This window comes from Plantactinospora sp. ZYX-F-223, assembly GCF_039649625.1.
Classification (GTDB): Bacteria; Actinomycetota; Actinomycetes; order Mycobacteriales; family Micromonosporaceae; genus Plantactinospora.
Genome location: NZ_JBDJAV010000002.1, coordinates 105,936 through 129,913, shown reverse-complemented (window position 1 = coordinate 129,913; position 23,978 = coordinate 105,936). Strand labels below are relative to the sequence as shown.

23 protein-coding genes are annotated in these 23,978 nt (G+C 72.8%); 18 read left to right on the top strand and 5 right to left on the bottom strand.

All coding sequences use genetic code 11. From position 1 onward, the window contains the following. The first annotated feature begins 17 nt into the window (after positions 1 to 17). The 3 genes from AAH979_RS02995 to AAH979_RS02985 all read left to right on the top strand — a co-directional run bounded on the left by AAH979_RS02995 (position 18) and on the right by AAH979_RS02985 (position 2,546). Positions 18 to 476, top strand: a complete 459-nt coding sequence (locus AAH979_RS02995; protein WP_346256424.1) for a carboxymuconolactone decarboxylase family protein — start codon at positions 18 to 20, stop codon at positions 474 to 476. Between the two features lie 510 nt (positions 477 to 986). Further along, positions 987 to 2,012, top strand: coding sequence for a glycoside hydrolase family 11 protein (locus AAH979_RS02990; RefSeq protein ID WP_346256423.1), 1,026 nt, complete (start codon positions 987 to 989; stop codon positions 2,010 to 2,012). Positions 2,013 to 2,147: 135 nt separating this feature from the next. Next, positions 2,148 to 2,546 carry a VOC family protein gene (locus AAH979_RS02985; protein ID WP_346256422.1) on the top strand — a complete coding sequence of 133 codons (399 nt, stop codon included), beginning with the start codon at positions 2,148 to 2,150 and terminating at the stop codon, positions 2,544 to 2,546. A 16-nt stretch (positions 2,547 to 2,562) separates the two neighbouring features. On the opposite strand, the gene AAH979_RS02980 is transcribed toward AAH979_RS02985, so the two are convergent. The 3 genes from AAH979_RS02980 to shbA form a co-directional block, all read right to left on the bottom strand. Continuing rightward, positions 2,563 to 2,991, bottom strand: coding sequence for a hypothetical protein (locus tag AAH979_RS02980; RefSeq protein ID WP_346256421.1), 429 nt, complete (start codon positions 2,989 to 2,991; stop codon positions 2,563 to 2,565). A 148-nt stretch (positions 2,992 to 3,139) separates the two neighbouring features. Then, the gene (locus AAH979_RS02975; RefSeq protein ID WP_346256420.1) at positions 3,140 to 4,327 is read right to left on the bottom strand and encodes a hypothetical protein; all 1,188 of its coding nucleotides are present in this window, start codon (positions 4,325 to 4,327) and stop codon (positions 3,140 to 3,142) included. Continuing rightward, positions 4,324 to 4,902 carry an RNA polymerase sigma factor ShbA gene (gene shbA, locus AAH979_RS02970; protein WP_346256419.1) on the bottom strand — a complete coding sequence of 193 codons (579 nt, stop codon included), beginning with the start codon at positions 4,900 to 4,902 and terminating at the stop codon, positions 4,324 to 4,326. The genes AAH979_RS02975 and shbA overlap by 4 nt, the downstream gene beginning before the upstream one ends. 275 nt (positions 4,903 to 5,177) lie before the next feature. Between shbA and AAH979_RS02965 the strand changes: the two genes are divergently transcribed. From AAH979_RS02965 to AAH979_RS02905, 13 genes are all read left to right on the top strand, one after another. Further along, positions 5,178 to 6,152, top strand: a complete 975-nt coding sequence (locus AAH979_RS02965) for an ABC transporter ATP-binding protein (protein ID WP_346256418.1) — start codon at positions 5,178 to 5,180, stop codon at positions 6,150 to 6,152. Then, the gene (locus AAH979_RS02960) at positions 6,149 to 6,955 is read left to right on the top strand and encodes an ABC transporter permease (RefSeq protein WP_346256417.1); all 807 of its coding nucleotides are present in this window, start codon (positions 6,149 to 6,151) and stop codon (positions 6,953 to 6,955) included. The genes AAH979_RS02965 and AAH979_RS02960 overlap by 4 nt, the downstream gene beginning before the upstream one ends. A gap of 6 nt (positions 6,956 to 6,961) precedes the next feature. Continuing rightward, positions 6,962 to 7,759 (top strand): ABC transporter permease, encoded by a 798-nt coding sequence (locus AAH979_RS02955; RefSeq protein WP_346256416.1) that lies wholly within the window; start codon positions 6,962 to 6,964, stop codon positions 7,757 to 7,759. A gap of 10 nt (positions 7,760 to 7,769) precedes the next feature. After that, positions 7,770 to 9,104, top strand: coding sequence for an MCE family protein (locus tag AAH979_RS02950; protein WP_346256579.1), 1,335 nt, complete (start codon positions 7,770 to 7,772; stop codon positions 9,102 to 9,104). Beyond that, complete coding sequence (locus AAH979_RS02945) at positions 9,101 to 10,135, top strand: MCE family protein (RefSeq protein ID WP_346256415.1); 1,035 nt, start codon at positions 9,101 to 9,103, stop codon at positions 10,133 to 10,135. Before AAH979_RS02950 ends, AAH979_RS02945 begins: the two co-directional genes overlap by 4 nt. Further along, positions 10,132 to 11,115, top strand: coding sequence for an MCE family protein (locus tag AAH979_RS02940; protein ID WP_346256414.1), 984 nt, complete (start codon positions 10,132 to 10,134; stop codon positions 11,113 to 11,115). The genes AAH979_RS02945 and AAH979_RS02940 overlap by 4 nt, the downstream gene beginning before the upstream one ends. Then, on the top strand, positions 11,115 to 12,374 hold the full coding sequence (locus AAH979_RS02935; RefSeq protein ID WP_346256413.1) for an MCE family protein: 1,260 nt from the start codon (positions 11,115 to 11,117) through the stop codon (positions 12,372 to 12,374). The genes AAH979_RS02940 and AAH979_RS02935 overlap by 1 nt, the downstream gene beginning before the upstream one ends. Beyond that, a complete protein-coding gene (locus AAH979_RS02930) occupies positions 12,371 to 13,867 on the top strand; it encodes an MCE family protein (protein WP_346256412.1) in 1,497 nt (498 codons plus the stop codon). The genes AAH979_RS02935 and AAH979_RS02930 overlap by 4 nt, the downstream gene beginning before the upstream one ends. Next, entirely contained in the window at positions 13,864 to 15,150 is a 1,287-nt protein-coding gene (locus AAH979_RS02925; RefSeq protein WP_346256411.1) for an MCE family protein, read from the top strand. The genes AAH979_RS02930 and AAH979_RS02925 overlap by 4 nt, the downstream gene beginning before the upstream one ends. A 20-nt stretch (positions 15,151 to 15,170) precedes the next feature. Then, complete coding sequence (locus tag AAH979_RS02920; protein WP_346256410.1) at positions 15,171 to 16,208, top strand: hypothetical protein; 1,038 nt, start codon at positions 15,171 to 15,173, stop codon at positions 16,206 to 16,208. A gap of 13 nt (positions 16,209 to 16,221) precedes the next feature. After that, on the top strand, positions 16,222 to 16,818 hold the full coding sequence (locus AAH979_RS02915; protein WP_346256409.1) for a hypothetical protein: 597 nt from the start codon (positions 16,222 to 16,224) through the stop codon (positions 16,816 to 16,818). A gap of 91 nt (positions 16,819 to 16,909) precedes the next feature. Further along, positions 16,910 to 17,743, top strand: coding sequence for a hypothetical protein (locus AAH979_RS02910; protein WP_346256408.1), 834 nt, complete (start codon positions 16,910 to 16,912; stop codon positions 17,741 to 17,743). Positions 17,744 to 17,877: 134 nt separating this feature from the next. Then, complete coding sequence (locus AAH979_RS02905; RefSeq protein ID WP_346256407.1) at positions 17,878 to 19,692, top strand: hypothetical protein; 1,815 nt, start codon at positions 17,878 to 17,880, stop codon at positions 19,690 to 19,692. A gap of 12 nt (positions 19,693 to 19,704) precedes the next feature. Here the strand turns inward: AAH979_RS02905 and AAH979_RS02900 are convergent, their stop codons facing one another. Then, positions 19,705 to 20,010 (bottom strand): hypothetical protein, encoded by a 306-nt coding sequence (locus AAH979_RS02900; protein WP_346256406.1) that lies wholly within the window; start codon positions 20,008 to 20,010, stop codon positions 19,705 to 19,707. A gap of 480 nt (positions 20,011 to 20,490) precedes the next feature. On the opposite strand from AAH979_RS02900, the gene AAH979_RS02895 reads away from it, so the two are divergent. Together AAH979_RS02895 and AAH979_RS02890 are read left to right on the top strand one after the other, a co-directional pair. After that, complete coding sequence (locus AAH979_RS02895; protein ID WP_346256405.1) at positions 20,491 to 21,300, top strand: alpha/beta hydrolase; 810 nt, start codon at positions 20,491 to 20,493, stop codon at positions 21,298 to 21,300. 274 nt (positions 21,301 to 21,574) lie between these two features. Next, positions 21,575 to 22,591, top strand: coding sequence for a phosphotransferase (locus tag AAH979_RS02890; RefSeq protein ID WP_346256404.1), 1,017 nt, complete (start codon positions 21,575 to 21,577; stop codon positions 22,589 to 22,591). A gap of 10 nt (positions 22,592 to 22,601) precedes the next feature. Here the strand turns inward: AAH979_RS02890 and AAH979_RS02885 are convergent, their stop codons facing one another. Then, entirely contained in the window at positions 22,602 to 23,978 is a 1,377-nt protein-coding gene (locus AAH979_RS02885) for an SGNH/GDSL hydrolase family protein (RefSeq protein ID WP_346256403.1), read from the bottom strand.

The following is a 23,978-nucleotide window of genomic DNA, read 5'->3' as shown; positions in this document are numbered from 1 at the left end:
TCGTAAGGGAGACAGTCATGCAGGCACGGATCAACAACCCCGCCGCGCTCCTGCCGGAGGCGGTCAAGGCGGTCAACCTGCTCTACAAGGAGAGCCACTCGGTCGGCCTGCCGGCGTCGACGCTGGAGCTCGTACACCTGCGGGCCAGCCAGATCAACGGGTGCGGCCCGTGCGTGGACAGCGGCGCCCGGGCCGCGAAGAAGAACGGCGAGACCGACGAACGGCTCTTCGCGGTGGCGGTCTGGCGGGAGACGCCGTACTTCACCGACGCCGAGCGTGCGGCGCTGGCCCTCGCCGAGGCGGCCACCCGGATGGCCGACCGGGCCGACGCCGTGCCGGACGAGATCTGGGACGAGGCGGCCAAGCACTTCAACGAGCGGGAGCTGGCGGCTCTCGTGCTCTGGATCGCCACCACCAACTTCTTCAACCGGATCAACGTCACCACCCGGCAGCAGGCCCCGCAGAACTGGGGCTGACCGCGCACGTCGTCCAGAGCTGACCAGCACTCGCGGGTGGCGGCCCGGCCGCCACCCGCGAGTTCCTCCCCGAGCCCGCTCCCGCCCCCGTCCGACCGCGACATGGTCCGGAAGTTCTCCGTAACTTTCGGTCACGCCCCTCCGGATCTCGGGTACCCGATTGTCATTCCGGCCGACGAGCCGCTGTCCCGACCGGTCAGCCGACACACTGACCTGCTGAAACAACCTCGGAGCGAATCGCTACCAGCCGATGGTTTCCGCAATATTTCCGGGAAGCGTTGACATGTGACCGGAACCCGACCAATACTGTCGCCATCGGCAGACCTTCACCACTGTCGATGGCTTACCACCACGTTCCGCTCCTCCGGTTGTCGACCGCGCGACGACCGGCCCACCACCACCGCGCCGTACGACGCTGGCGCCCGGTGCCCGTTGCCGGGGGCTGACAACCCTGCCGGGTCGTACCGCGCCGCTGGCCCCCGCCAGCCACCACGAGGAGGAAGCAGCTAGATGAACGACACGCACCACGCCCCCACCAGACCGAGAAAGCGCCGCATCCGGCTGCTCTTCGGTGCCGCCTGCGCCGTGGCGCTGGCGGTCAGCGGCACGGCGCTGGCCCCCAGCGCGCACGCCGAGGCCGACCGGCAGGTCTGCTCGAACAGCACCGGCACGCACAACGGGTTCTACTTCTCGTTCTGGAAGGACAGTGGCGACGCCTGCATGGTGCTGCGCGAGAACGGCCGGTACTCCAGCTCGTGGAGCAGGAGCACCAACAACTGGGTCGGCGGCAAGGGCTGGTCCAGCGGTAGCCGGCGGACGGTCAGCTACTCGGGCACCTACAACCCGGGCAACAACAACACCTACCTCGCCCTGTACGGATGGACGCGGAACCCGCTCATCGAGTACTACGTCGTGGAGAACTTCGGCAGCTACAACCCGAGCAGCGGCGCCACCCGGATGGGCACGGTAACCACCGATGGTGGCACCTACGACATCCTCCGCAGCCAGCGGGTCAACCAGCCGTCGATCGACGGCACCGCCACGTTCTACCAGTTCTGGAGCGTCCGGCAGCAGAAGCGCAGCAGTGGCACGATCACCTTCGGCAACCACATGGACGCCTGGGCCCGCGCCGGCCTGAACCTCGGCACCAGCTGGGCCTACCAGGTCATGGCCACCGAGGGCTACCAGAGCCAGGGAAGCTCCGACATCACCGTCCGGGAAGGCGGCGGGGGCAACCCGAACCCCAACCCGACCACCCCGCCGCCCGGTAGCGGCGGCTGCACGGTCAGCGTGAGCCGGGCCGAGGACTGGAGCGACCGGTTCAACACGACCTTCTCGGTCAGCGGTGCCAGCAACTGGGTCGTCACCATTAACACGAGTAGCGGCCAGAGCCTGCAGAACAGCTGGAACGCCTCGATCAGCGGCACCAGCGGCACCCTCACGGCGCGCCCGAACGGCAACGGCAACAACTTCGGTATCACGCTCTACAAGAACGGCAACAACACCACACCAACCGCGAGCTGCTCGACCGGCTGACCCTGGGTGTGGGGTGGGGTACGGTGCCGCCGGTGTCCGGGGGCGCGGACTGACCCGAACACCGGAGCACCGCCCCTGTGGCGCGGCGGCCATCGGCCGCCGCGCCACACTGCTGTTCCGGTTAGGCTCCCCGGCATGACGAGGATCAGCCAGATCTCGCTGGGGGTGATCGACGACAAGCGCGCCGGGGAGTTCTGGCGGCAGGCCCTCGGCTACGTACGCCGGCCGCCGCGATACGAGGGTGACGACTGGATCGTCCTCGCGCCTCCGCCCGGCGTCTCCGGCAGCGCCATCGCGATGGACGTCAGCGAGAGCCCCGCCGAACGGTTCCCCCGGATCCACCTCGACCTCCAGGTCGACGATCGCGACCTGGACGAGGAGGTCGACCGACTCGTCACGCTCGGCGCGCGGCGGGTCGACTGGCCGTACTACCCCACTGACGATGGCCCGGAGCCACCGGGGACCCGCCTCCGGTACGTCGTACTTGCCGACACCGAGGGCAACGTCTTCTGCGTCGAAGAGCGCGCCGGCTGAGCCCCGCAGCACCGCCTCAGCTCGTCGGCCTGCCGGTCCCGGCGGACATCCGTACGGCGGCGACCACCAGCAACACCAGGCTGGGCAGGTAGAAGAGCCCGAGCGAGGCGAGGCTCACCAGGACGCCCAGCCCGAGCAGCACCACGGCGGCGACCGTCACCGGTAGCCGGGCGGCCCCGGTGCCGAGCAGCGGCATCGCGCAGAGCAGCACCGGGACCAGCAACAGCAGCGCCACGCCCCACCCCTGCGCCTGCACGAGGGGCTGCCGCACCTCGCGAACCACCATCATCGGGCTAGCGGCCCCGCTGTCGCGGGTGGCCTCCAGGACGGTTGTGACCGGCAGGAACAGCAGCAGGGCACCGGCCGCCACCGCGAGCAGGAGCGCGGCCAGCAACCATCGGATGCCGGGCCGGACCCGCGAGGGCAGCGACGTTGCCTGGTCCATCGTCATCCTCCGGGCTAGGTCGGTCGGATGCGTCGGGCGGCGATCCCGCCACTGCCCGTCAGACTACCGCCGGCCATCGATCCCTTGTGCCGCGAGTGGCCGCTCGGCGAGCTTGTCCGGGCAGGGCGTGGTCACCCCGGGGGCCGGGTCAGTCGGGTGGGCAGAGCAGCACGCAGCCACCGCTGGGCAGCAGCGGCAGCCCGGACGGCAGCAGCGACGGCAGCAGGGGTACCGGCAGCGGCAGTACCTCCCGGCGCGACGGGCTCGCCGGTGGCGGCTGCGCCGGACCGGACCGCACCGTCGGCGGTGCCGCATCGCCAGGGGTACGCGCCGGAGCCGGGGTACGCCCCGCACCCGGTGTCGGTGGCACCGGTCGGACCGGAGTCGAACCCTCGCCGCTGGGCGCCTCGGACCGGTCCGCCGATCCGGGCAGTCCGAGCCGGACCCGCTCGATCTCGGTACGCAGCCGCCCGGCCTCCGCCGAGTCGCGGATCTCGGTCACCTGCACGGCCGCGCGGTCCAGTTCCGCGCGCGCCTCGGCGTAGCGGCGCTCCGCCACCGCCTCCCGGGCGAGTTGGATGGTGTGCTCGGCGGCGCGGACCGCGGACCGGTCCGGATAGACCGCCGACGCGACCGGCCAGAGCGGGCTGGTCGGCCCCGCGTGGTTGACGCCGAGCCCGAGCAGGGCGGTCACGACGACACCGACCACGCTGGACAGCACGAGCCGGCGGACGAGCGGGCCGGGGCGCACCGGTGGGCGGGACGGCCCCGGTCGCACGGCGGCTTCCCGCGCGGAGCCGGCCGGGCCGGCACCGGGGCGACGTCCGGCCGGCGGCCGGCTCGCCGAAGCACCGGGACCGGGTCGGCGGACCGGGACTGCGGTACGGGGCGGGCGGATGCCGTCCGGGCCCTGTCCGGCCGGCTGAGGCGTGGTCAGCGCGAACGCGGTGTCGAGGTCGAACGCCGGCAGATCGGCGTCGAGTTCCGCGCGCCAGGCGGTGAGCAGCCCGGCCAGCGGGTCGTCGCCGACCGCCGACGCTCCCCGTCCCCACGTGTCGAGCAGCAGGTCGTCCGCCGCGACCACCGCCGGATCGGGATCGGCCGTCAGATCGGGATCGTCCGACGGATCGGGACCGGCCGACGGATGGAGGTCGAGGTCGAGGTCCGGGTCGGTGAGCTGGTGCGGCTGGGCCGAGGACCGGCGCGCCGCTGCCCGCTCGGCACTCCATCCAGACTCGCCGTCCCGGCCGGTCAACGTCACATCCCGCCCCGGCACGGCGCCGCCGCGCTCGTCCGTACCGTCGTCTCGCTCTGCACCGCTTCGTAGCGTACTCATGCGGCGACCTCGTCCAGGGCGGTGCCGGCCAGCGCGCGGAGCCGGGCCAGGGCGCGGGACTGGGTCACCCGGACGGCGGCGGCCGACATTCCCACGATCAGACCGACCTCATCGGCGGTGAGGCCGACCGCCACCCGGAGCAGGACGATCTCCCGGTGCACCTCGGGCAGCCGGGCCAGCAGCGCGGAGAGCCGGCGGGCGAGGTCGGTGGCGACGGCCCGCTGTTCGGGGCCGGGTTCGGCGTCCGGCTCGTCCGGCAGCGGACCGCCGGTGGTGACGGCCGAGTCGCGGATGGCGGCCCGCTGCGCGTCGGCAACCTTGTGCGCGGCGATGGTGTAGAGGAACGCGGAGAACGGCCTGCCCTGGTCCCGGTAGCGGGGCAGCGCCCGGAGCACCGCCAGGCAGACCTCCTGGGCCACGTCGTCGGCGGTGGCGTACGCGCCGCCGATCCGGCCGAGCCGGGCCCGGCAGTACCGGACCAGGCCGGGACGGACCTCGGTGAGCAGTGCCGCCGTCGCCTCGGGGTCGCGTCGAGCCGCGCGCGCGACAAGTTCTGTCTCGGGTGCTGCGGTCATGTATGCGGTCGCACCTTCGTCGGGCCCACACCTTCGTCCGGCACCACGCCTGGAGTTACCGGCGGGTTAACCGCACCGTAGCGGGAGCCGCCGGATAGCACCACCGGCGGGGTGCGGTTCTCGGACGTCGCGCCGGCGGCTCACCGGCGTACCCACGGAAAGTGGTCGAAGAATTACCGGCCATCGCTGTTACGCGCGGCGCGGCCCGGACGATGTCCACCAGAGACGGCGGTGGACGGACGGTCCACCGGAAGCTGCGGCGGGCGGGTGTGCGGATGGGCGTCGAGGTACGGGTCGAGGGGCTGACGAAGTCCTTCGGCGGGCAACCGGTCTGGTCCGACGTCAGTCTGACCCTGCCGGCGGGCGAGATCTCGGTGCTGCTCGGCCCCTCCGGCACCGGCAAGTCGGTCTTCCTCAAGACGCTGGTCGGGCTGCTGAAGCCGGACCGTGGGGCGATCTGGATCGAGGGTCAGGACCTCCCCCGGCTCTCCGAACGCGCCCTCTGCGAGGTCCGCAAGCTCTTCGGCGTGCTGTTCCAGGACGGCGCGCTGTTCGGCTCGATGAACATCTACGACAACGTCGCCTTTCCGCTGCGCGAGCACACCCGCAAGTCGGAGTCGCAGATCCGGGCGGTGGTGCACGAGAAGCTGGAGATGGTCGGGCTGCTCGGCGCGGAGCGGAAGCTGCCGGGCGAGATCTCCGGCGGCATGCGCAAGCGGGCCGGGCTGGCCCGGGCGCTGGTGCTGGACCCGCAGATCATCCTCTTCGACGAGCCGGACTCCGGGCTCGACCCGGTCCGCACCGCGTACCTGAACCAGCTCATCATCGACCTCAACCAGCAGACCGGTGCGACGTTCCTGATCGTCACGCACGACATCAACACCGCCCGCACGGTGCCGGACAACATCGGGCTGATCTACCACGGTCACCTGGCCATGTTCGGGCCGCGCGAGATGTTGCTCAGCAGCACCGAGCCGGTGGTCCGGCAGTTCCTCAACGCGCAGCGGATCGGCCCGATCGGGATGGCCGAGGAGAAGGACTCCGACGAGCTGCGGGCCGAGGCCGAGGCCGGGGCGGAGCTGCCGCCGCTGCCGCCGATCCCGCTGCAACTCGCCCCCTCCGACGGGCGGCCCCGCGCCGCCGAGCAGCCGCCGGGTCGGTGGTGCGAGGAGCACGGTGTCACACCCCCGGCCGGCTCGTTCCGGGGCGTGCAGGGCAGCGTGTGGCAGCCGACCGAGGCGCTGCGATGAGCGCGCCGACCGGCACCGGCCAGGCCGGCGGCCCGACCCGGGTGGCGGCCGGGCTGCGCGGCCCCGGCTACTTCTTCGCCTTCTGCCTCGACGCGCTGCGCGGGCTGTTCCGGCGGCCGTTCCAGGTCCGCGAGTTCGTGCAGCAGACCTGGTTCATCAGCTCGGTGTCGATCCTGCCGGCCGCGTTGGTGGCGATCCCGTTCGGTGCGGTGATCGCACTACAGCTCGGTTCCCTGGTACGCCAGCTCGGCGCCCAGTCGTTCACCGGCGCCACCTCGGTACTGGCCGTGGTACGCGAGGCGAGCCCCATCGTGACCGCGTTGATCATCGCCGGGGCGGGCGGCTCGGCGATCTGCGCCGACCTCGGTGCCCGGAAGATCCGCGAGGAGCTGGACGCGATGGAGGTGCTCGGCATCGACCCGGTGCACCGGCTCGTCGCGCCCCGGATCGTCGCCGCCGCACTCGTCGCGGCGCTGCTCAACGGGCTGGTCAGCGTCGTCGGGGTGGCCGGCGGCTACTTCTTCAACGTGGTGATGCAGGGCGGCACCCCGGGAGCGTATTTGGCCAGTTTCCAGGCGCTGGGGCAACTCTCCGACCTGGCCGTCGGCGAGGTGAAAGCGGTGCTGTTCGGTGCGGTGGCCGCGCTGGTGGCGTCGTACCACGGGATGACGGCGCGGGGCGGGCCGAAGGGGGTCGGCGACGCGGTCAACCAGAGCGTCGTACTCACCTTCATGCTGCTCTTCGCGCTGAACTTCGTGATCACCGCGGTCTACTTCCAGCTCGTGCCGCAGCGGGGGATGTGAGGGCCGATGCTGCGTACCCTGGACAACCTCGGCGGCCAGCTCGCGTTCTACCTGCGGGCGTTCGCCTGGACCCCCCGGGCCCTGCACCGCTACCGCCGGGAGGTGGTGCGGCTGCTCGCCGAGATCAGCTTCGGTCGCGGCGCGCTCGCGGTCGCCGGTGGCACCGTCGGGGTGATCTGCTTCCTGACCTTCTTCACCGGCACCGAGGTGGGGCTCCAGGGCTACCAGGCGCTGGACCAGCTCGGCAGCAGCGCGTTCACCGGCTTCATCTCGGCCTACTTCAACACCCGGGAGATCGCCCCGCTGGTCGCCGGGCTGGCGCTGTCGGCGACGGTCGGCTCCGGCTTCACCGCCCAGCTCGGCGCGATGCGGATCTCCGAGGAGGTCGACGCCCTGGAGGTGATGGGCGTCTCCTCGCTGCCGTTCCTGGTCACCACCCGGATGATCGCCGGCTTCGTCGCGGTCATCCCGCTGTACGTGATCGGCCTGCTCTCCAGCTATCTGGCCACCAGAGGCATCGCGGTCTTCTACTTCGGACAGTCGGCGGGCACCTACGACTACTACTTCCACCTCTTCCTGCCCCCGGTGGACGTGCTCTGGTCGTTCGGCAAGGTGCTGGTGTTCAGCGTCATCGTCGTGCTGGTGCACTGCCACTACGGCTACCACGCCAGTGGCGGGCCGGCCGGGGTCGGGATGGCGGTCGGCCGCGCCGTGCGTACCGCCATCGTGGCGATCAACATCGTCGACTTCTTCCTGTCGCTGGCCATCTGGGGCGCGACCACCACCGTACGGATCGCGGGGTGAACAGGTGAGCATGGAGCATCGCGGGTCGCCGCTGGGCCGGCGCGTCCTCGGTCTCGTCTTCGTCGTGCTGCTCGGCGCGGCGCTGTCGCTGGCCGTGTTGCAGTACCGCAAGGTCTTCACCCCGGTCGCCTGGGTGACCCTGCACACCGCCCAGACCGGGATGCAGCTCAACCCCGGTGCCGAGGTGAAGCTGCGCGGTGTGCCGATCGGCGAGGTACGCGAGGTCGACAGCGACGGGGCACAGGCCCGGTTGCGGCTGGCGCTCGACCCGGACCGGATCGGGCAGATACCAGCCGACGTCACCGCCCGGCTGCTGCCGAAGACCCTCTTCGGCGAGCGGTACGTGGCGCTGGTCCCCCCGGCCGGCTCCACCGCCGGTCCGCTGCGGGCGGGTGCGGTGATCAGCCAGGACCGCAGCCGCAACGGCGTCGAGCTGGAACGGGTACTCGACGAGGCGCTGCCGCTGCTCCAGTCGATCCACCCCGACAAGCTGGCCAGCACGCTCGCCGCGCTGGCCACCGCGCTGGACGGTCGCGGCGAGCAGCTCGGCCGGACCCTGGAGACCCTCGACACCTACCTCAGCGAACTCAACCAAGAGCTGCCGGCGCTCACCGAGGACGTCCGGCGGCTCGCGGCGGTGCTGGACTCCTACGACGCGGCCCTGCCGGACCTGCTGGCCATCCTCCGGGACGTCACTCCGACGGCGCGGACCGTCGCCGACCAGCGGACCCAGCTCGCGGCCTTCCTCGCCGAGTCCACCGACGCCGCCGACGTGGGCCGGCTGTTCCTGGACCGGCACGGTGACCAGGTGATCCGGCTCGGCGAGCTGGGCCGGCCGGTGCTGGAGCTGCTGGCCGCGTACGCCCCGGAATATCCGTGCCTGATGCAGGGGCTGGTGGGAGCGCAGCCGCGCGCCGAGGAGGTGTTCCGGAACGGCCGGATGCACGTGACCCTGGAGGTCACCCGGGACAACGGCGCGTACCAGCCCGGCCGGGACGACCCGGCGTACGGCGCCTCGACCGGCCCGCAGTGCCGGGAACTGCCGAACCCGACGCCACCGGCGCCCGAGGTGCGGATCGAGGACGGCTACGACCACGGCGGTTCCCGCCCCGGCCCGGTCAAGCTGCCGGTCGGCAAACCGCCGGCCGGCACCGCCACCAGCACCGGTGATGCCCCGGCCGCCGGCAACCCACCGGGGATGGGATCCGCCGGCACCGAGGAGGAACAGAACCTGCTCAAGCCGATCATCGGGGCCGCCACCGACACCCTGCCGGTGCAGGTACCCGACATCGCGGTCCTGCTCTGGGGTCCGCTGCTGCGCGGAGCGGTGGTGAACGCGCGATGAGACGGGTACCGGTCGGACCGCTGGTCAAGCTGGTCGCGTTCGCCGCGGTGACGCTGCTGCTCACCGGGGTGCTCGGGCAGGCGCTCGGTTCGTTCTCCTTCGGCGGCACCAGCTACCGGGCCCGGTTCACCGACGTCACCGGACTGCTGCCCGGGGACGACGTCCGGATCGCCGGGGTCCGGGTGGGGCAGGTCGACAGGATCCGGGTGGTGCAGGACAGCGTCGCCGAGGTCACCCTGACGCTCACCGAGGAGGTGCCGCTGAGCACCACCGTGCGGGCGAAGATCCGGTACCGCAACCTGATCGGCCAGCGCTACGTCGCGCTCGCCGAGGGACCGGGCGGCGGACCGCCGCTGCGCCCGGACGGGCTGATCCCGCTCGGCCAGACCACCCCGGCCCTCGACCTGACCACGCTCTTCAACGGGTTCCGGCCGCTGTTCACCGCGCTGACGCCCGAGGACGTCAACAAGCTGGCGTACGAGATCATCCAGGTGCTACAGGGCGAGGGCGGCACCGTGGCCAGCCTGCTGGCGCACACCGCCTCGCTGACCAACACCCTGGCCGACCGGGACGCGGTGATCGGACGGGTGGTGACCAACCTCAACTCGGTGCTCGCCACCCTCGACTCCCGGGACGCCGAGCTCGACCAGACGATCCGGTCGTTGCAGCAGTTCGTCTCGGGACTGGCCGGCGACCGGGAGGCGATCGGTGCGGCGCTGGTCAACCTCGGCAAGCTCACCGGCAGCACCGCCGCGCTGCTCGCCGATGCCCGGCCGGCGCTCGCCGCCGACGTGACCGAACTCGGCGAACTGGCCGGCACCCTCAACCGGAACGCGGCGGTGATCGACGGCACCCTCGGCCGGCTGCCCGACCGGTACGAGGCGCTGACCCGGGTCGCCTCGCACGGCTCCTGGCTCAACCTCTTCGTCTGCGACTTCGACGGCCGGCTGGCGCTCGGCGGGCAGGGCGTCAACCCGGCGACGTTCAGTTCCCAGGCCGCCCGCTGCGCCGGATCAGGAGGTGCCCGGTGAAACCGTTCCGGGAGCGCAATCTCGTCGCCGTCGGCGCGGTCGGGCTGGTGGTGCTGACCGGCCTGCTGCTGACGGCGTTCCGGCTGGACGACCTCTCAGCACTCGGCAACCCGGCGTACGCGGCGGCGTTCCGGGACGCCAGCGGGCTGGCCGAGGGGAACGAGGTGCGGGTCGCCGGGGTACGCGTCGGCGAGGTGACCGAGGTGGACCTGGCCCGCAACGGCACCACCCCGTACGTCCGGGTGCGGTTCCGGATCGACGACGGCGAGCTGCGGCTCGGCCGGGACACCGGCGCGACCATCCGGATCAAGACGGTGCTCGGCCAGAAGTATCTGGCACTGGCTCCGGCCGGGCCGGGCCGGCTGGCCGAGGACGCGGAGATCCCGCTTTCCCGGACGGCGTCGCCGTTCGACGTGATGCAGGCGGTCACCGGGCTGGCCGGCACGCTCGACGAGATCGACACCGCCCAGTTGGCGACCGCGTTCACCACCCTCGCGGAGACCTTCGCCGACACGCCGGGCAGCGTGCGTTCCTCGCTGGACGGGCTCTCCCGGCTCTCCCGCACGGTCGCCAGCCGGGACGCCGAGCTGCGCGAGCTGCTGGAGCGGGCCCGGAGCGTCACCGACGTGCTGGCGAACCGGGACGAGGAGTTCCGCCGGCTGGTCGCCGACGGGACGCTGCTGCTCGACGAGGTGCACCGGCGGCGGGACGCGATCCACGAACTGCTGGTCGGCACCCGGGACCTGTCGACCCAGCTCTCCGGGCTGGTCGCCGACAACCGCGCCACGCTGGAGCCGACGCTGCGCCAGTTGCGCGGGGTGGTGGCCACCCTGCAACGCAACCGCGACGACCTGGAGCGGACGTTGCAGACGATGGGGCCCTTCCTCGACGCGTTCACCAACGTGCTGGGCAACGGCCGGTGGTTCGACTCCTATCTTCGCGGACTGCTCCAGCCGTACGTGCCGACGGGAGGTCGCTGATGGGCCGGCCGGTGTTCCTCGCTCCGCCGAACCGTCGGCGGGCGCTGCTCGCCGCCGGGGTGACCGTGGTGGTAGCCGCCGCGGTCGCGTTCGTGGTGCTGCACCAGGGCACCCCGCAGCGTCGCCTCGTCGCGCACTTCGCCCGGGCAGTCGGCATCCACCCCGGCTCCGACGTACGGGTGCTCGGGGTCCGGATCGGTGAGGTCGTCTCGATCTCCCCGGCCGGGCGTACCATCCGGATGGAGCTGCGCTACGACGCCCGGCACGACATCCCGGCCGACGCGTCGGCGGTGATCGTGCCGCCGAGCCTGGTCAGCGACAGGTACGTCCAGCTCACCCCGGCCTTCTCCGGCGGTGCCCGGCTGCCCGACGGCGCCGAGCTGCCGGTGGACCGGACGATGGCGCCGATGGAGATCGACGACATCTACCGGGCGCTCGACGAGTTCAACCGGGCGCTCGGGCCGGACGGCGCCAACGCCGACGGGGCGCTGGACGATCTGCTCGGCACCGCCCGGGCCAACCTGGCCGGCAACGGCGACAACCTGCACGACACCCTGGACGGGCTCTCCCAGGCCCTGGACACCCTCGCCGACGGGCGGCAGGACCTGTTCGGCACGGTGGCGAACCTGCAACGGTTCACCACCGCACTGGCCCGCAGCGACCAGCAGGTGCGGGCGTTCAACTCCCGGCTCGCCGACGTGGCCACCCAGCTCGCCGCCGAGCGGGGCGACCTGGCCGCCGCGCTGCGCAACCTGGCGACCGCGCTCGGCGAGGTCACCCGGTTCGTCCGGGACAACCGGGCCATCCTGAAATCCAACGTGGACGCGCTGGCGGACGTGACGAACATACTGGTCCGGCAGCAGAAGGCGCTCATCAAGATCCTGGACGTGGCACCGCTGACGCTCTCCAACCTGAACCTGGCCTACAACGCCCGGTCCGGCACCCTGGACACCCGGGACAACCTGCTCGGCCCGTACGACCCGGCGGCGTACGTCTGCGCCACGCTGGCCGACGCGCTGCCGGCGCCGAAGGTACCCAAGCGCTGCTTCGAGCTGGCCGAGACGCTGAACCTGAAGCGACTCCCGCTGCCGGAGGAGCTGCGCAAGCTGCTCAACCTGCCGCCGTCCGGCAAGCCCGCACCGGCGACGCCGCAGCCGCCGGCCACCGGCGACGGTACGGCCACACCCGCACCGGGAGCGCCGGGACCGGAGGTGTCGCTCGACCGCACGCTGGGCGGCATCCTGCGAGGTCTCCGATGAGCCGGCCGGTTTCCCCCGAGACCCGTCCGGCGACCCGGTCCGGGGGCGGGCGGACGGTGACGCGGGCGGTCGCGGCGCTGATGGCGGCGACCGTCGGGGCGACCGGCTGCGGCACCCCGGACCTGGCCGACCTGCCGCTGCCCGGCGGGGCACCGGACGGGCCGGCGTACCAGGTCACGGCCGAGTTCACCGACGTGCTCGACCTGGTACCGCAGGCGTCCGTCAAGGTCAACGACGTCACCGTGGGCAGCGTGCGGGAGATATCGCTGCGCGGCTGGACCGCCCTGGTCCGGCTCGACATCGACCGCACCGTGACGCTGCCCGGCAACGCCACCGCCGCGGTCCGGCAGACCAGTCTGCTCGGCGAGAAGTACGTCGCGTTGGCCGCCCCGGTCACCGAGCCACCCGCCGGGCAGCTCGCCGACGACGCGGTGATCCCGCTGGCCCGGACAAAGCGGTCGGCCGAGGTCGAGGAGGTGCTTGCCGCGCTCGGGCTGCTACTCAACGGCGGCGGGCTCGCCCAGCTCAAGACGATCAACCAGGAACTCGCCGCCGCGTTGCAGGGTCGGGAGCCGGCCGCCCGGGACGCGCTGCGCCAGTTGGACACCTTCGTGACCGGGCTCGACCGGCAGAAGGCGGATCTGGTCCGCGCGGTGGACGCGCTGGACCGGTTGACGGATCGGCTGGCCCGGCAGCGGGCCGTGATCGGTGACGCGCTCTCCGCGCTCGACCCCGGCCTGACGGTGCTGGCCGAGCAGCGGGAGCAGCTCAGCGAGGCGGTGACCGCCCTCGGCGAACTGGGTCGGGTGGGCGCCCGGGTGGTCACCGAGAGCCGGGAGGACCTGGTGGCGAGCGTACGGGCCCTGCAACCGACGCTCGAACAACTCGTCCGGGCCGGCGACGCGCTGCCGAAGTCGCTCGACTTCATGCTGTCGTACCCGTTCCCACCGAACGTCACCGGGGCGATCGTCGGCGACTACATCAACCTGTCGCTCACCGCCGACCTGGACGCCGCGACCATCCTGTCGAACCTCTTCTCGGCCAAGCCGGTGGCGAAGCCGCCGTCGAAGGGCGGGACCCGGCCCGGTGGCACCGCCAGCGGCAACCGCCCGGGTGCGACCGGCGGCGGGCAGCGCCCCGGCGGCAGCGGCGACGAGCGGCCGGGCGGGGTCGGTCCGCTGCTGCCCGGCGTACTGCCGCCGATCTGCCTGCCGATCGGCGGGCTGCTGCCGATCGACTGGCTGCCGCCGCTGCTGCCCGAGTGCGAGCTGCCGCCCGGCTGTGAACTGCTCCGTCCCGGGTCGCTGCTGCCGCCGGGCGGGCTGCTGCCACCCCGTGGTGTGGTGCCGCCGGGCACCATCTTCCCGCCCGGCACCAAACTGCCGCTGGGCACCATCCTCTCCCCCGGCTGCCTGCTGCCGCCGCCGGACGGGGCGACGAACGGGCGGACCGGCGGGCTGCTCGACGTACTCGGCGGGGGGTTACTGCGATGATCGGACGTACCGCCCGACTCCAGGTACTGGCGTTCCTGCTGGTCAGCGTGCTCGGGATCAGCTACGTCGCGGTCCGCTACGTCGGGCTCGGCGACCGGCTGCTCGGCCACGGTTATCTGGTGCACGCCGACTTCGCCGACTCCGGGGGCATCTTCCCGAACGCGTCGGTCAGCTACCGGGGTTTCCCGGTCGGCCGGGTCGAGGCGGTCGACCTGCACGACGGGGCGGTCCGGGTCACCCTCCGGCTGGACGAGGGAGTCCGGGTACCCGACGCGCTGCGGGCGGTGGTCTCGCACCGTTCCGCCGTCGGTGAGCAGTACGTCGACCTGCGCCCCGAGCGCGACACCGGCCCCTACCTGCGGGACGGTTCGGTGATCCCCCGGGACCGCACCGGCACCCCGCTGGCCCCGGAGACCCTGCTGGCCAATCTGGACGCGCTGGTCCGCTCCATCGACCCGGACGACCTGGCGGTGGTGATCGACGAACTGGGCGTCGCCTTCGAGGGCAACGAGGCGGCACTGCGCCGGATCCTCGACGCGAGCGGCGCGCTGCTGGCCGAGGCGACCGTACGGCTGCCGGAGACCGTGACGCTGATCCGGGACGCGCGCACGGTGCTGCGTACCCAGCAGGAGTCCGCCGCCGCGCTGCGTCGCTGGGCGGACGGGCTGGCCCGGCTCGCCGAGACGGTCCGGGCGGCCGACCCGGATCTGCGGCGGATCCTCGCCGACGGACCGGGCGCCGCAGGCGAACTGGTCGGCCTGCTGCGCGACCTGGACCCGTCGATCGGCACCCTGCTCGGCAACCTGGTCGCGGTGAACGGGGTGGCCGCCCGGCGGCTGCCCGGCATCGAGCAACTGCTGGTGGTCTACCCGCTGGTGGTCGACGGCGCGTTCACCGTCACCCCCGGCGACGGCACCGTGCACTTCGGGCTCGTGGTGAACGTCGCCGACCCGCCCGCCTGCGTCTACGACGGGTCCACCCGCTGCACCTCGGCGGAGGCGGCCCGCGGTTCCAGCGTCCGGGGCAGCGCGGCGGCGCCCCGCCCGGGCGGCACGGACCCGGCGCCGCCCCGGCCCGGCGGGCCGGCGCTGCCGGAGTCGGACGAGCCGGCCGGGGACGTCCCGCCGGTCTCCCCCGCCACGGTCGCCGGCTACGACCCCGCGACCGGGTTGGCGCTGGGCCCGGCCGGCGGCCCGCTCTCCTTCGGCTCGACCGGCGGGCAGTACCAGCTCGCCGGCGACCAGTCCTGGAAACAACTCCTACTCGCCGGCCTCGCGCCGTGACCGACCCGAGGAGCCGACCGATGCGCAGCGGTGAGGAACGCAGGTTGAAACTGGTAAAGGGCACAGCACCGGCCGATCCGGCCACTCCGGCCGCCCCTGCGCAGGCACCCGCCGAGGGACGGGGCCCGGCCGGCGGGGCACGCCGGTCGGGCGACGGGACGCGGCAGCCGGCCAGGGGCGGGCGGGCGGCGACCCGGCGTACGGTGACCCGGCGGGTGCCGGCCGCCAAGGACCCCGTGCGGGAGATCCTGGAACGGCTCGACCAGGAGCCGGTCGACAGGCCGGGCAGCGGGGAGCCGACCGCGGCGGGCGGGACGGCCACGACCGACGAGCCGACCTCCACGGACGAGCCGGACCTGACCGACGAGCCGACCGCGACGAACGGGGCGACCGCGACCGACGAGCCGACCGCGACGAACGGGGCGACCACCACCGACGAGCCGGACACGACCGGCACGGCGACGAGCACCAGCAGGGCGACCCGCATCGGCAGGGCGATCCGCATCGGCAAGGCGACCAGGACCGGCGCGGCGGGCTCGACCGGCGAGACGGCGGCGGGACGGGACGGGCCCGGGCGGCGGCTCGGGACGACGATCACGCTCGTCGCCGCGCTCTGTGCGGCACTCGCCCTGGCCGGTGTCTTCGGCTACCAGTGGTGGGAGGACCGGGCAATCGAGCGGTCCCACGCGCAGGCCCTGGCCGCCGCGCGGCAGACCACCGTCAACTTCGTCTCGGTCAGCGCGTCCAGTGTGGACAGCGACCTCCAGCGGATCACGGCCGGCGCCACCGGCGAGTTCAAGGAGGAGTTCGTCCGGGGCCAGGCCAAGGTGCGGGAGGCGGTGCTGGAGAACAAGGTCGAGTCGAGGGGTACGGTGCTGCGCGCCGGCCTGCTCTCCGGCGACCGCCGCCACGCCGTGGTGCTGGTGGCGATGGACGCGACCGTCAAGAACGTGAACGCCCCGGACGGGCGGCCCGCGCACTACCGGATCCAGGTCGACCTGACCAGGGAAGACGACTCCGACACCTGGCTGGTCGCCCGGCTCCAGTTCGTCGGCTGAGAGGAGTTCTCCGATGCGATCGTCCATCGCCACGCTCGCCCGACGGCTGCGCCCCGGGCGTCGTACCCGCGAAGAGCCGGCGGCCGACGGCGCGGAACGCGGCCCCGAGCCTGCCCCGGCACGGCGTCGCCGGTACGCCGGCAGCCGCCTGCACCTCGCCCTCGCGGTCGCCACCGTGCTCGCCGCCGCCGTGGCCGGCACCGCCTGGTACGCCCACCACCGGGCCGAGCAACGCGACTCCGCGGTACGCCAGGCGCTGGCCACCGCCGGTCCCGCCGCGAAGGCGATCTTCTCCTACGACTACCGCAGCTTCGACGCCAGCGTGGCGAACGGGCGCGCCTTCGTGACCGGCCCGTTCGCCGACGAGTACGCCGAGACGACCTCGGCGCTGAAGTCGACGGCCGTCTCCGAGCAGGCGGTGGTGCTCGCGGAGGTCTCCGCCAGCGGGGTGATCCGGGCCGAGTCGGCCGAGGTGGAGCTGCTGGTCTATCTGAACCAGTACCGGCGCAACGCCAACACCGACGGCGAGAAGGTCGACCAGAACCGGGTGGTCCTCGAACTGCACCGGGTCGGCGGGGAGTGGAAGGTGGCCCGGGCCACCGCCATCTGATCCACGCCGGCCGGCCACCCGGGGAGGCGCCCGACGCCGGGAACATTCGTGCCGCCGGGAAATGTCGGTCCGGTGTTGCAACATCGCGGGCGTGTATTTCGTGTACCGCTCCCACTACGAGGGGCCGCTGAGCAAGCATGTCCAGCGCGAGCACCTCTATCTCGGGGGTGACCCGGAGACCCACCTCCGGGTCACCGAGCACTCCGTGCGGGCGTACACCGACGACGACGAGGTCGAGTTGGCGTACTTCTTCCTCGACGACGAGGTGCCGGCGGCCGCGCCGGACCGGCTGGCCTACCTGTTCCAGTCGTGGCCGCTGCCCGCCGAGGTCACGGTGCCGGACGCCGCGTTCGTGCCGGCGGTGCCGGTCCGGCCGGCGATGCCGCCCGCCGCAGGTGCCGGCGCCAGCTACGCGGCGCTGCTGACCTTCTACGACGGCGCGTCGATCGCCACCACCCCACCCCAGGTGTTTCCCGGGGTACGCCTGCCGGGGCTCGCCGCCCGGCTCCGGGACGGGTTGGTCGCACCGGGAGAGCCCGATCCGGACTGGCCGCCGGAGTTGCAGGTGCTGGCGGCCCTGCTGGAGCCGGCGGACGAGTCGATCGAGCCCGCGTTGCGCCGGGCCAACGAGTGGCCGGGCTTCTACCGGACGATCTGGAAGCCCTGGCCCGACCTGCCCGGCGGCGCCGACGACCCGGATCCGGTGGCCGCCCGCCGGGCGGCGCTGCCGCCGGGCGGCGCCGACCGGCACCCGGACCGGTCGCTGCTGCTCGTCTCCGCGCACCTCGCCCAACTCGCCATACACACCGACGAGGTGTTCGGCTTCCAGCAGTGGTTCTTCTTCGACGACCTGTGGGCCGGCAGTCATCCCCACCTCGCCCAATCCATGCTGCGCTACGCGAGCCACTGGGACCCGTTCGGCTGACTCCACCGGTCCCGGCCACGGTCGCGGGTGTCGGGACGACGCCGGCCCGACCGGGCGGACGGCGGGGCCGTGCCGGTACTCGCCCGCCGGGCAGCGGATGGTTGACTGTCCGCGATGACGGAAGATCACGTGCGATGACGGAGTACTCCGCGCCACTGCTCTGCGAGCCGTACCTGCTCGATCCGGGCCCGGACGACGTCTGGGTCGCCTGGCACACCGAGGAGCCCGGCACCGGCGGGTTCGTGCTGGTCGGCCCGGGAGTGGCCGGGATGTCGCCCCGGCAGGCCCGGGACGCCGCGTCCGGCGGCCAGCCGTCCGGCCCGGGGTGGCGGCGGTTCGTGGCGGAGACCCGCCCGCTCTCCCGTACCCGGGAGGACGCCGAGTCCCGGGTACCGGGCCGGAGCTATCCGACAGTGACCCGTCGACCGGTGTACCGGCACCTGGCCCGGGTCACCGGGCTACCACCCGGCCGTACGCCGTACCGGGTGGTGGCGCTGCAGGATCCCGGTCGGGCCACGGTCACGGCGGCGTACTCGCTGGCTCCGGCGGCGCCGGCCGGGGCGGGGGTACGGCTGCTGCTGACCAGTGACCACCAGCTCAAGCCGATGACGGCGGCCAACCTGGAGAAGGTGGCCGAGACCGTCGGCGTACGGCTGGACGGCGTGCTGATGGCCGGCGACATGGTCAACGTCGGTGACCGGGCCAGCGACTGGTTCGACTCGGCCAGCGGTCCGGCCTTCTTCGCCAGCATGACCGGGCGGGCGGAGACGCCGATCGCCGGCCGGACCTACCGGGGTGCGCCGCTCCTGCCGCACACACCGATCTTCCCGGCGATCGGCAACCACGAGGTGATGGGCCGGTGGTCCGAGACCGCCACCCTGGACAGCCAGTTCAACGACCCGCAGCCCCGCGAGGTGGCCCGCGAGCGGCACCGGGCGGGCAACTCGATCGGGTTGGGCGGCCCGGACGGCTCCGCCGATTCGACCGGCTCGGCCGGCTCCGGCGCGGACGAGCGCGGGGGCGTAAACGAGCGCGGAGGCGTAAACGAGCACGCGGACGTGGACGTGGACGAGGCGGACCTGGGCCGACGGTCCTGGGACGTCACGACCTACGAGGAACTGTTCCCCTACCCGCGCAGTGCGGCGGGTGGCCCGCGCTGGTGGTCGCGGACGATCGGCGACGTGCACCTGGTGACGCTCTTCGTCACGTCGATCTGGCGACCGCACGTGCCGGTCGGGCGGGGCAAGTTCCAGGAGGACGTGGCCGACCTGGCCCACCCCGAGCGGTGGGGGCACGGCCAGTTCATCTTCGAGCCGGTGCACCGGGGCTCCGCGCAGTACCGCTGGCTGGAGCAGGAGCTGACGTCGGCCGAGGCCCGCGCGGCACGGTTCCGGGTGGTGATGTTCCACCATCCCAGCCACGGGCTCGGCGGCAACTCGGCACCGCCGTACACCGACCCGGTGCGGACCGTCGAGCGCGACCCGGTCACCGGAGCGGTCACTGCGGTCCGGTACGCGTATCCGCTGGCCGAGGACCACATCCTGCGCGACCTCGAACCGCTCTTCTCCGCCACCGGGGTGCACCTGGTGCACAACGGTCACGCGCACCTGTGGAACCGGTTCCGGAATCCGGCCGGGGTCAACTGGCTGGAGACCTCGAACGTCGGCAACAACTACGGCGCGTACGACGTGTCGTCCGGTGCCGCCCGGCACCTGCCGGCGGGGCCGGACTACGTCCGGCAGGGTGATCCGGGCGGGCTGGCACCGGTCGTCCCGACGATCGCGCCGCTGACCGGGCCGACCGGTACCCCGCTGCCGTACGTGGCGAGCGACGACATCACGGTCTTCTCGATTCTCGACTCGGGCGCCGGAGTGGTCCGGTCCTACCGGTTCGACACCCGGGACCCGGACGCCCCGGTACTGCTGTTCGACGAGTTTCCGTTGGTCTGATCCGGGCCGCCGTCAGTCCGGCGGCTCCGGGGTCGCCGTCTGCCCGGAACCGGCCGTCTGCTCCGGTGCCACCGTCTGCTCCGAGGTGCGCCGTTCCAGGAACGAGTCCGGCGCGGCAGCCGCCTCGGCGATCCGGCGCTCCGACTCCGTCGTCCGCGGGTCGGACTCGGCCAGCACCGCCGCGCCCGCCTCGCGCCGATCGGACTCGGCCAGCACCGCCGCGGCCTGCGCCTCCGGGTCGTCGCTGCCCACTGACTCTTCCTCGGGGAGCAGGTGGGCGGCCCGGTTCTCGACCCGGTCACTCGGCTCTTCACTCATGTCGTGATCCATACCCGAAACGTTCCGCCGCTACTCGTCGGACCCGCGCGGGCCGTCGAACGGATCCCACCCCGAGCCCGGCCCCCGGTCACAACCCTCGCCCAGCGGATCGTCGCGACGAGTATCGGCCGGAATATGAGATCTGTGCCGCAAACAGGTGTTTGAGGAGGATCTATTACGGCCGTCGGACATCGTCGGTTGACGTGTCGTCGGCGTCATTGAGCTGCAAGGATTTTCCGCACGGTGGATGGTATGGGGCGGCCCTCAGGAGTGCGGGCCGCTCCGTGATCATCATGGTGTCACCACCCCGGTAGCGTGGCGATGCGCGCCGACCAGGCGGTTGGCCTGGTCGAACCGCGGGCTGGAACCGCCGCTCGTGCGGAAACGGCTCGAAGGGCCGACGCTGGTAGGACCGGGCTTGGATCGCCACCGCATCCCCGTGCCACCAGCCGCTGAGCCGACGCGTCCCGGTGTTCCACCATGCCGTTTCGCTTGCAGGCGCATGTGGTCAATGATCGAATGCCGTTGATGATGACGGCCTGTCGAGAGTCCTCGATGCTCTTCCAAGCCGCCGACGGCAGGGAGCTGCCCTTGCTGCTCTTCGAGCCGGGCGACGGCACACAGCCGCGTGCTGGCATCGTCCTGTTCCATGGCGGCGCCTTGCGCGAGGGGTCGGCCGACGGGCTCGCCCCGCACTGCCGGAAATTGGCGTCGCGTGGAATCTTCGCCGTGTCCGCCGGGTATCGGCTGTTGGGTCGTGGCGCTGTCAGCATCGACGACTGCATCGCTGATGTTCGGCGCGCGGTCGAGCAGTTCGGCCGGCTGGCAGCGTTGCGCGGGCTCGAAGCGCCGCACCTGGCCTCGGGTGGCAGCTCAGCCGGTGCCCATCTCGCGATTGTTGCGGCGATGACCCCGGAGGCGTCCGCCACGGCACCGGAGCCCGGCATCGCGGCCGTGGTGGCCCTCAATCCTGCGGGGCTGAATCTGCGCTCCTTCGCGCCGGAAGTGCAGCGCCGCCTCGAACAGCAGGTCGGTATCGCTGCGGGCCGACTGATCGAGTACTCGCTGATCGAGTTCGTGCGGCCGGGGAATCCGCCGATGCAGATCCACCACGGCACCCGCGACGAGGTCGAGCCGATCGACTCTGTGCGGCAGTTCCGGGATGCGATGGTGCGCTCCGGCAACGAGTGCACGCTACTTGAGTACGAACACGCCGAACACGGATTCCACTACCCCGGCAACAGCAGGCACTTCGACGCCGACGGGAAGCCGACCTCGATCTCCTTGTAGCCCATCTGCACCCCCGCTCACCCGGCGATGAACTCTGCCCTCTGCAGGAGAGGACATGTCCACTCAGGCCCCGCCCACCCCAATGCGTCGCCCTCACCCTGGTCGACCGTGGCCGGGGCCGTCGCCTTGCTCACGGCGAGCATCAGCCTCCTGCCCACCGTATTCGCCTGGCCGTCGGTTCGCCCATCGGTGCACGATGTGCCGATCACCGTCGCCGGCGCCGGGATTTCCATCTGCGGCCGACGGACCGCAAGGAGAGGTTGAGGAGGTCCGAGTGGAGAGCTCGGCGGAGGATCGGCTCGGCGCCGAATGGCGGGCCGAGAACGACGCCTGGATCGCGGACCGGCTCGCCGGGCAGGGCATCGCCGCGACCGGTCCGGTGCACACCGTCCGGGTCCGCGCCTGGTCGATCGTGCGGCGGCTGGAGACCAGCGCCGGCCGGATCTGGTTCAAGGCGAACGTGCCGAGCAACGGCTTCGAGGCGGCCGTGGTCGAGGCGCTGGCAGCCTGGGTGCCGGAGCTGGTCGTACCACCGCTGGCGGTGGATCGGGACCGGGGCTGGCTGCTCGGACCGGACGGCGGGACGATCCTGCGGGAGACGGCCCAGCGGCCCGATCCGGTCCGCTGGGCGGAGCTGCTGCGGACGTACGCCGGTCTGCAACGCGCGGTGGCCCCGCACGCCGACCGGCTGGTCGGGCTCGGCGTGCCGGACCTGCGGCCGGCACGGATGCCGGCCGCACTGGCCGGGCTGCTGGCCGATCCGACGGTGCGGCTCGCCGAGCCGCACCGGGCCGCCCTGGTCAGGCTCCGGCCGGAGTACGACCGCTGGTGCGCCGACCTCGCCGCCGACGGGCTGCCGGCGTCGATCCAGCACGACGACCTGCATGACGGCAACGTCTTCGTCGGCGCCGCCGGCCTGCGGTTCTTCGACTGGGGCGACGCCTGCCTGGCCCACCCGTTCGGCAGCCTGCTCGTCGCGCTGAACATCGCCGCCGACCAGCTCGACGCCGACCCGGCCGGTCCGGAGCTGTCCCGGCTCCGGGACGCCTACCTGGAACCCTGGACCGACCTGCGGGACCGCGCCGACCTGCGCCACTCGGTCCGGTTGGCGCTGCGGGTGGCGAAGGTCGGTCGGGCGGTGTCCTGGCAGCGGGCGCTGCGCGGCGCGACCGCGCCCGACTGGCGGCGCGCCCTCGGCGGGCCCGCGCGGATCGCCCCCGAGCACACGACCGCGCCGGCCGCCTGGCTGGAGGCGCTCACCGAACCCGATCCGGATCAGCCGGCGGGCTGACCGATCCGGGTCACTGCCGGAAGAGGCGGGCCGGGACGGCGTCGGCGAGCATCTGGTAGCCGGCCGGGTTGAGGTGCAGGTGGTCGCCGGTGTCGGCGGCCGGCAGCAGTCGACGGGGGTCGGCCGGATCCCGTACGGCGCGGTCGAAGTCGATCACCGAGTCGAACCGGCCGCTGCTGCGGATCCACCGGTTGACCGCCTGGCGGGTGGCTTCCCGGAGCCGGGCCGGGTCGTCGTAGTCGGGGTTGCCGCCGAACGGGGTCAGGGTCGCGCCGTACACCCGGATGCCCTGCGCGTGCGCCCGGGTGACGATCTGGTCGTACGCGGTGATCAGGTCGTCGGTGACCGCCCGCTGGGCCGCCTCGGTGGCCTCGGCGGTGCCGATGTCGTTGATCCCCTCGAACACCACCAGCCAGGTGACGCCGCTCTGCGCCAGTACGTCCCGGTCCAGCCGGGCCAGCGCGTTCGGCCCGAGCCCGTCGTTGAGTACCCGGTTGCCCCCGGCCGCCTGGTTCGCCACCGCGACGTCCCGGGTCGGCCGGTACGCGTGCAGCCGCGCCACGAGTTGGTCGGGCCAGCGGTCGTTTCCGTTGGTGGTGGAGCCGCGCCCGTCGGTCAGCGAGTCACCGAGCAGCACCGCGACCCTGGTGCCGGGCCCGGCCGGCACCTCCAGCCCGCTGAGGAAGTACCAGTGGTCGACCGGGGTGGCGCCGGGCAGCGTCGGTGCCGCGACGTGATTGCCGCGCAGCAGGTAGGAGGTGGTCCGGGAGCCGGGGTGCGAGGTTATCCGGTCCGACGCCTGCCCCTCGGCGAGATAGAGCGTCACGGTGAGGTTGGCACGGGCCGGCACGGAGATGTCGATCGGGTCGGAGACGATCTGCGCACCGACCGGGACGGTCACCGACGCGCGCCCGCTGAAGGTGACCGGCCGCGCGCTGCCGGGCCGGATAGCGCTGACCCCGGCCCGGCCACCCTCCGGCAGCGCCACGGTGGCAGCGGTGACCGGCAGCGGCGCCCCGCCGAAGGCGTTGGAGAGGCGCAACCGGATCCGTGACCCGGCCACCGAGACCCGGATGGTCTGCCGGAGCGTGCTGTCGGCCAGCACCCGGTCGTGCTCGGTGAACGGTGCCGGCGGCATGTTGTCCGGCTCGGCGAGCTGCGGCATCGACGCCCAGCTCGTCGCCCAGCGCTGCCCGGCCGGGCCGGAGTGGGCGTGGCCGGTCGGTTGCGGCTCGACGTCCTCGCCGGGACCGGCCGGCTCCGGCTGGTCGGCACCGTCCGAGGGGTCGGTCGCCGGCCGGGGTTTGGTCACGGCCGCGCTCCGGGACGAGCCGGCGACGGCCAGGGCGGTGCGGATTCCCACCGTCACCAGGCTGAGCAAGGCCAC

What these genes read in the sequence shown, in the direction of transcription:
- AAH979_RS02995 (WP_346256424.1), top strand. Translation starts at nt 18, where the DNA reads ATGCAGGCACGGATCAACAACCCCGCCGCGCTCCTGCCGGAGGCGGTC.
- AAH979_RS02990 (WP_346256423.1), top strand. Translation starts at nt 987, where the DNA reads ATGAACGACACGCACCACGCCCCCACCAGACCGAGAAAGCGCCGCATC.
- AAH979_RS02985 (WP_346256422.1), top strand. Translation starts at nt 2,148, where the DNA reads ATGACGAGGATCAGCCAGATCTCGCTGGGGGTGATCGACGACAAGCGC.
- AAH979_RS02980 (WP_346256421.1), bottom strand. Translation starts at nt 2,991, where the DNA reads ATGGACCAGGCAACGTCGCTGCCCTCGCGGGTCCGGCCCGGCATCCGA.
- AAH979_RS02975 (WP_346256420.1), bottom strand. Translation starts at nt 4,327, where the DNA reads ATGAGTACGCTACGAAGCGGTGCAGAGCGAGACGACGGTACGGACGAG.
- shbA (WP_346256419.1), bottom strand. Translation starts at nt 4,902, where the DNA reads ATGACCGCAGCACCCGAGACAGAACTTGTCGCGCGCGCGGCTCGACGC.
- AAH979_RS02965 (WP_346256418.1), top strand. Translation starts at nt 5,178, where the DNA reads ATGGGCGTCGAGGTACGGGTCGAGGGGCTGACGAAGTCCTTCGGCGGG.
- AAH979_RS02960 (WP_346256417.1), top strand. Translation starts at nt 6,149, where the DNA reads ATGAGCGCGCCGACCGGCACCGGCCAGGCCGGCGGCCCGACCCGGGTG.
- AAH979_RS02955 (WP_346256416.1), top strand. Translation starts at nt 6,962, where the DNA reads ATGCTGCGTACCCTGGACAACCTCGGCGGCCAGCTCGCGTTCTACCTG.
- AAH979_RS02950 (WP_346256579.1), top strand. Translation starts at nt 7,770, where the DNA reads ATGGAGCATCGCGGGTCGCCGCTGGGCCGGCGCGTCCTCGGTCTCGTC.
- AAH979_RS02945 (WP_346256415.1), top strand. Translation starts at nt 9,101, where the DNA reads ATGAGACGGGTACCGGTCGGACCGCTGGTCAAGCTGGTCGCGTTCGCC.
- AAH979_RS02935 (WP_346256413.1), top strand. Translation starts at nt 11,115, where the DNA reads ATGGGCCGGCCGGTGTTCCTCGCTCCGCCGAACCGTCGGCGGGCGCTG.
- AAH979_RS02930 (WP_346256412.1), top strand. Translation starts at nt 12,371, where the DNA reads ATGAGCCGGCCGGTTTCCCCCGAGACCCGTCCGGCGACCCGGTCCGGG.
- AAH979_RS02925 (WP_346256411.1), top strand. Translation starts at nt 13,864, where the DNA reads ATGATCGGACGTACCGCCCGACTCCAGGTACTGGCGTTCCTGCTGGTC.
- AAH979_RS02920 (WP_346256410.1), top strand. Translation starts at nt 15,171, where the DNA reads ATGCGCAGCGGTGAGGAACGCAGGTTGAAACTGGTAAAGGGCACAGCA.
- AAH979_RS02915 (WP_346256409.1), top strand. Translation starts at nt 16,222, where the DNA reads ATGCGATCGTCCATCGCCACGCTCGCCCGACGGCTGCGCCCCGGGCGT.
- AAH979_RS02905 (WP_346256407.1), top strand. Translation starts at nt 17,878, where the DNA reads ATGACGGAGTACTCCGCGCCACTGCTCTGCGAGCCGTACCTGCTCGAT.
- AAH979_RS02900 (WP_346256406.1), bottom strand. Translation starts at nt 20,010, where the DNA reads ATGAGTGAAGAGCCGAGTGACCGGGTCGAGAACCGGGCCGCCCACCTG.
- AAH979_RS02895 (WP_346256405.1), top strand. Translation starts at nt 20,491, where the DNA reads ATGCCGTTTCGCTTGCAGGCGCATGTGGTCAATGATCGAATGCCGTTG.